General features: G+C 55.1%; 5 protein-coding genes and 1 pseudogene. 4 read left to right on the forward strand and 2 right to left on the reverse strand.

What is annotated here, in order from left to right; genetic code table 11:
• The 3 genes from gyrB to RTK32_RS02265 form a co-directional block, all read left to right on the forward strand.
• Nucleotides 1–2203 (forward strand): DNA topoisomerase (ATP-hydrolyzing) subunit B (gene gyrB / locus RTK32_RS02255; RefSeq protein WP_312041908.1); only part of this gene is annotated, 2203 nt, incomplete at its 5' end.
• A gap of 507 nt (nt 2204–2710) precedes the next feature.
• Complete coding sequence (gene yidA, locus RTK32_RS02260) at nt 2711–3520, forward strand: sugar-phosphatase (RefSeq protein ID WP_312041909.1); 810 nt, start codon at nt 2711–2713, stop codon at nt 3518–3520.
• A 90-nt stretch (nt 3521–3610) separates the two neighbouring features.
• Nucleotides 3611–4885 carry a DUF3748 domain-containing protein gene (locus RTK32_RS02265; RefSeq protein WP_312041928.1) on the forward strand — a complete coding sequence of 425 codons (1275 nt, stop codon included), beginning with the start codon at nt 3611–3613 and terminating at the stop codon, nt 4883–4885.
• On the opposite strand, the gene RTK32_RS02270 is transcribed toward RTK32_RS02265, so the two are convergent.
• Nucleotides 4857–5234 carry a YceK/YidQ family lipoprotein gene (locus RTK32_RS02270; RefSeq protein WP_312041910.1) on the reverse strand — a complete coding sequence of 126 codons (378 nt, stop codon included), beginning with the start codon at nt 5232–5234 and terminating at the stop codon, nt 4857–4859. The two genes, RTK32_RS02265 and RTK32_RS02270, sit on opposite strands and share 29 nt — an antisense overlap.
• A gap of 276 nt (nt 5235–5510) precedes the next feature.
• On the opposite strand from RTK32_RS02270, the gene ibpA reads away from it, so the two are divergent.
• Complete coding sequence (gene ibpA, locus RTK32_RS02275; protein ID WP_125289205.1) at nt 5511–5927, forward strand: small heat shock chaperone IbpA; 417 nt, start codon at nt 5511–5513, stop codon at nt 5925–5927.
• Between the two features lie 52 nt (nt 5928–5979).
• Here ibpA and avtA read toward each other — a convergent pair.
• Nucleotides 5980–6446 (reverse strand): annotated as a pseudogene (avtA, locus tag RTK32_RS02280) (valine--pyruvate transaminase); the annotation flags it as partial.

Consider the following 6446-nt stretch of genomic DNA (forward strand, 5'->3'; position numbering starts at 1 on the left):
TTCCGTTCATGATGACGGCGGTGGTATTCCGACTGGTATTCACGAAGAGGAAGGCGTTTCCGCAGCGGAAGTGATCATGACCGTGCTGCACGCTGGCGGTAAGTTCGATGATAACTCTTATAAAGTGTCTGGCGGCCTGCACGGTGTGGGCGTGTCGGTGGTTAACGCCCTGTCTGAAAAGCTGGAGCTGACTATCCGTCGCGAAGGTAAAGTGCACCAGCAGATCTACGTTCACGGCGTGCCTCAGACCCCGCTGCACGTAACGGGTGAAACTGAACTGACCGGGACGCGCGTCCGTTTCTGGCCAAGCCACGAAACGTTTACCAACGTTATCGATTTCGAGTACGAGATCCTGGCAAAGCGCCTGCGCGAGCTGTCGTTCCTTAACTCTGGCGTCTCTATCAAGCTTGAAGACAAGCGCGATGGCAAAAACGATCACTACCACTATGATGGCGGCATCAAGGCGTTTGTGGAGTACCTGAACCGCAATAAAACGCCTATCCACCCTAACGTGTTCTATTTCTCTACCGAGAAAGACGGCATCGGCGTGGAAGTTGCGCTGCAGTGGAACGATGGTTTCCAGGAAAATATCTACTGCTTTACCAACAACATCCCACAGCGCGACGGCGGCACGCACCTGGCCGGTTTCCGCGCGGCGATGACGCGTACCCTGAACGCGTACATGGATAAAGAAGGCTACAGTAAAAAAGCGAAAGTCAGCGCTACCGGCGACGATGCGCGTGAAGGCCTGATTGCCGTGGTTTCCGTCAAGGTACCGGATCCGAAGTTCTCCTCTCAGACCAAAGACAAACTGGTTTCTTCCGAGGTGAAAACGGCCGTTGAGCAGCAGATGAACGAGCTGCTGGCAGAATACCTGCTGGAAAATCCGGGCGATGCGAAAATTGTGGTGGGCAAAATTATTGATGCGGCTCGTGCTCGTGAAGCGGCGCGTCGCGCTCGTGAAATGACCCGCCGTAAAGGCGCGCTGGACCTGGCTGGCCTGCCGGGCAAGCTGGCGGATTGCCAGGAGCGCGATCCGGCGCTGTCTGAAATCTACCTGGTGGAAGGGGATTCTGCGGGCGGCTCCGCCAAGCAGGGCCGTAACCGCAAAAACCAGGCGATCCTGCCGCTGAAAGGCAAAATCCTGAACGTCGAAAAGGCGCGCTTCGATAAGATGCTCGCTTCTCAGGAAGTGGCAACGCTGATCACCGCGCTGGGCTGCGGCATTGGCCGTGACGAATATAACCCGGACAAACTGCGCTATCACAGCATCATCATCATGACCGATGCGGATGTGGATGGCTCGCATATCCGTACCCTGCTGCTGACCTTCTTCTATCGTCAGATGCCGGAAATCATCGAGCGCGGCCACGTCTATATCGCGCAGCCGCCGCTGTACAAGGTGAAGAAAGGCAAGCAGGAGCAGTACATCAAGGATGATGAGGCGATGGATCAGTATCAGATCGCTATTGCCCTGGATGGTGCGACGCTGCACACCAACGCCAATGCGCCTGCCCTGGGCGGCGAGCCGCTGGAGAACCTGGTCGCCGAGTTCAACAGCACCCGGAAGATGATCAAGCGTATGGAGCGCCGCTATCCGCTGGCGTTACTGAACGCGCTGATCTATCACCCGACGCTGAGCGATATTGCCGCAGAAGCGCCGGTCCAGCAGTGGATTGATGAACTGATAACGGTTCTGAATGCCAATGAGCAGCACGGCAGCACCTATGTCGGCCACGTGCGTCAGAACCGCGAACAGCATATCTTTGAACCGGTTGTGCGTATTCGTACGCACGGCGTGGATACGGATTATCCACTGGACAGCGAGTTTATTTCGGGCGGCGAATACCGCAAGATCTGCACGCTGGGCGAGAAGCTGCGCGGTCTGATTGAGGAAGACGCCTTTATCGAACGTGGCGAGCGTCGTCAGCCTGTCGCCAACTTCGAGCAGGCAATGGACTGGCTGGTCAAGGAGTCACGTCGCGGTCTGTCGGTACAGCGTTATAAAGGTCTGGGCGAGATGAACCCGGAACAGCTGTGGGAAACGACCATGGATCCGGACAGCCGCCGTATGCTGCGCGTCACGGTGAAAGATGCTATTGCGGCCGACCAGCTGTTTACCACGCTGATGGGCGATGCGGTAGAGCCGCGCCGCGCCTTTATCGAAGAGAACGCGCTGAAAGCCGCTAATATCGATATTTAACCGGTCCGGGGCGCGTGCCCCGGCTGGTGCACCAGCGTTTTAAAGGCAGATCGTTCGATCTGCCTTTTTATTGCCGTTTTTGCTATGTCGTCATCGCCTGTCAATGCTTTGTCGGCAGGAACAGCAGGCGGTATCAGGAGCAGGTGACCGTCTTCATTTACCAGAAAAAATCGAACGGGTGTCCGGCCGCCAGGCCCTGGGCATTAGCGTTATAGCACCTGCGATAATGGTCAGGGCTGGCTCTCCCTCTTTTTCCTCCCTGAACGACTGGCGAGCCGTGTGACATGACTGATTGTAAACTACGCTATCCACGCCATTTTTATATTTAACCGCCACCCTAAAGTGACAGGCCGTTTCACGGAGTGTGGCATCCGAAAGTTGTCAGTCCGTGCACGTTTAGCGGAAGAATGGCTGAATCGAATTTAAAATTACCGGACATGATTCGTCTGGTCATCGCTGGCTGGATCGCGTTAGCATGAACAAAACCCTGTAAATCAAGAGGAACGTATGGCGATAAAACTGATTGCGATTGATATAGACGGCACGCTACTTAATCCTCAGCATGAGGTAACGCCGGGCGTTAAGCGAGCCATCCAGGCGGCGCGGGATAAGGGAATAGCGATTGTACTGGCGAGCGGCCGTCCGTTTATCGGCGTGGAGCGCTATTTGGTGGAGCTTGATTTACAGCGGGAAGGACAGTATTGCATTACCAATAATGGCGCGCTGGTGCAGAAAGCGGGATCGGGAGAATGCGTGGCGGAAGTTACGCTGAATTTTGACGATTACCTGTACGTGGAAAAGCTGGCACGCGAGCTGGGTGTCCATTTTCAGGCGCTGACAAAATCCCTGCTGTTTACGCCCAATAAAGACATCAGTGAATATACCGTACACGAAGCGTCGCTAACCGGAATGCCGCTGCGCTACCGTGCGGTGGAAGAAATGGATAAAACCGCCACTTTCCCTAAAGTCATGATGATCGATACGCCGGAAACGCTGGACGAGGCGATTACCCGTATTCCGCAGGAAGCTTATCAACGCTATACCATCATGAAAAGCTCGCCTTATTTTCTTGAAGTGCTTAACAAAAAAGTGGATAAAGGCGCGGGCGTGAAGGCGCTGGCCGAGCGTTTAGGGCTTTCTCCCGATGAAGTGATGGCTATCGGCGATCAGGAAAACGATCTGGCGATGCTAACCTTCGCGGGGACAGGCGTAGCCATGGGCAACGGTATCGACAAGGTAAAAAATATTGCGCAGTTTGTCACCAAAACCAACAGGGAAGACGGCGTAGCGCACGCTATTGAAAAATTCGCCCTCTGATTTTACGGTAATAGCGCACTTTATACGCCAGTACCGCAAAAGCGCGTAATGCATTACCCTTAGCAGCAAACCTCGTTAAGGGTAAGCATGATGACGGAAAAACAGCTCACTTTTGCTCAGCGCAATCACCAGCTCACCAATACCAACATCTGGACCGCCGACAGCCACTGGCTGGTCTACGACGTTCGCAGCCATGCCTCGACGTTCAATAGCTTAACCGTCGAGCGAGTGAATCTTAGCGGCCAGACGGAAATCCTTTACCAGGCACAGGCGGGCGCGCATGTAGGCGTGGTTACCGTTAGCCCGGATTTACCACCACGCTACGTTTGCATTCATGGCCCGGAGCATCCTGACAGCCAGTGGCACTATGACTTTCATCATCGCCGTGGTGTGATTATCCAAAACGGGCTGGTGGAAAATATGGATGCCTGCGATATCACGCCGCCCTACACGCCCGGCGCGCTGCGTGGCGGCTCGCACGTGCACGTGTTCAGCCCCGACGGTAGCCGGCTGAGTTTTACCTATAACGACCACGTGATGCACGAGCTGGATGCGGCAAAAGATTTGCGTAACGTCGGGGTAGCCGTGCCGCTACATGCGGTTTGCCCACCGTTACAGCATCCGCGAGAATATGCAGGCAGCCATTTTTGCGTGCTGGTCAGTGCGACTACCCCTACGCCCGCACCCGGCAGTGATGAGATCAACCGGGCTTACGAAGAGGGCTGGATTGGCGAAGAGGGCTACCTGAAAAGCGACGGTCACCGGCAGCGCTGGGCGCTGGCGTTTATCGGCGATACGCTCAGTGAAAAAGGGGAAAAGGTGCCGGAAGTGTTTATTGTCGATCTGCCGGAAAAGATGGCCGACTATGCACTTGAAGGTGACGCGCCGCTGGCCGGTACGGCTACCGCCTTGCCGGCTCCCCCGCAAGGCGTCAGACAGCGTCGCCTGACCTTTACGCACGATCGCGCCTTTCCCGGGCTGGCAACATTGCCGCGCCACTGGCTGCGCAGCTCGCCTGACGGCCGCGCCATCGCCTTTTTAATGAAAGACGAGGAGGGCGTGGTACAGCTCTGGACCATTGCGCCCGGCGGCGGCAAGCCCCGGCAAATTACCCACACCGCCAGCGATATCCAGTCCGCTTTTAGCTGGCATCCTGATGGCAAATCGGTGGCTTTTATCAACGATAACAGCGTGGTGCTGTGCGATACGGGCAGCGGTAAAATGCGTCGTCTGACGGCCCGTACCGCCGAGGCGCCTTTGCCGGAAGCGGTTGTCTGCTCGCCGGACGGACTTTATGTGGCGTACTTGCGTAACGTGGCGGGCTTTCAGCAGATCTTTATTGCTGATGTCGAGGCGACGTACTGATCACCAGCGGCGCGGCCTGAGAAAGGCTGTCGCTGGTATGATTTTCCTGCTCGCTGCGCAACACGCGTTCGTGCGGCGAATCACCGGTTTTATCACGGCCTGAACGGTAATAGTCAAACGGCAGCAACAGCGTATCCAGCACGGCAGAGAAAGGCAGGTCGATAGCCGCCAGCGGGCGCATTACCCAGCCGCTGTCGCTGTCGGCAACAATTTTCGCGCTGGCGCGCGTGCCGGGATAATAGCCCTGATCGGGACCAGAATGGGACATAAAGCTGGAACAGCCGCCCGTACCGGCCAGTGACAGGCAGGCCAACAGGCCAGCGAAATGACTTTTACTCAGTACCATCATAATCTTTATCCCTTCAACAGTGGCAAACCGCTCTGCTTATCATTATCAGCCTTGCGCCGCTGCTTTAATGCTCCGATGAATGTCTTTCTGAGTGTATGCCATTCGTATCAGACTGGCTGAAAATTTTCCTGAACAAGCCCTTGAAAGGGGCTTCAATGTCACCATTTTATGTTCAGGGTCACAAAACGTATGCCGACAGGGTACCGCTTTTGGCCCGCCGATCTGTCCATAGTGGAAGGTCGCACGACACCCTCGCTGATAATCAGGAGCTATACCATGCGTAATTTTGATCTCGCCCCGCTGTACCGTTCTTCTATTGGTTTCGACCGTCTGATCAACCTGCTGGAATCGAATCAGGGTCAGAGCAACGGCGGCTACCCTCCTTATAACGTGGAGCTGGTGGCGGAAAACCAGTACCGAATTACTATTGCCGTGGCAGGGTTCGCACAGAGCGAACTGGAGATCACCTCTCACGACAATATGCTGACCGTACGCGGTGCCCATCCTGAAGAACAGCAGGAAAAAACCTATCTTTATCAGGGTATTGCCGAACGCAACTTTGAGCGTAAATTCCAGCTTGCCGAACACGTCAACGTGCGCGATGCCCGTCTGGAAAATGGTTTGCTCTATATCGATTTGGAGCGCATCGTACCGGAAGCCAATAAACCGCGCCGCATTGAAATTCTTAAGTAAGACCGCGCGTTAAAGAGAAGGCCGCACAGGGTGCGGCCTTTTTTGTGGGCATTCAGCGGGTTGCCCGGGTGTCCGATTCGCCATGCGCCCGTTCAATCTCTTCTGCCAGAATGGCTATCCCTTTCTCAATCTTGTCGCTGTCCGGCACATAATTCATGCGCATACACTGATGCGTATGCGGCCATTCATGCTCCAGTCCCGGAAAGAAAAAGTGTCCCGGCACCATTAACACGCCGCGCGCTTTTAAACGCTGGTAAAGGATCTCGGTAGAAATGGGCAGGTCTTTAAACCAGAGCCAGAGGAAAATAGCGCCCTCAGGTTTATGAATAAGGCAGCGTTCTTCCGGCAAATAGCGGCGGATAACAGCGATAGTTTGTTTAACTCTTTCCTGATAAAACGGTTTGATCACTTCTTCCGACAGGCGCAGCAAATCGCCACGCAGGATCATTTCGTGTGCGATGGCAGGGCCGATACTGCCCGGGGCCAGGCTGATAATGCCGTTCATATTGCCAATAGCGG

Origin of the sequence: Erwinia sp., assembly GCF_031978025.1 — a bacterium.
Classification (GTDB): domain Bacteria; phylum Pseudomonadota; class Gammaproteobacteria; order Enterobacterales; family Enterobacteriaceae; genus Erwinia.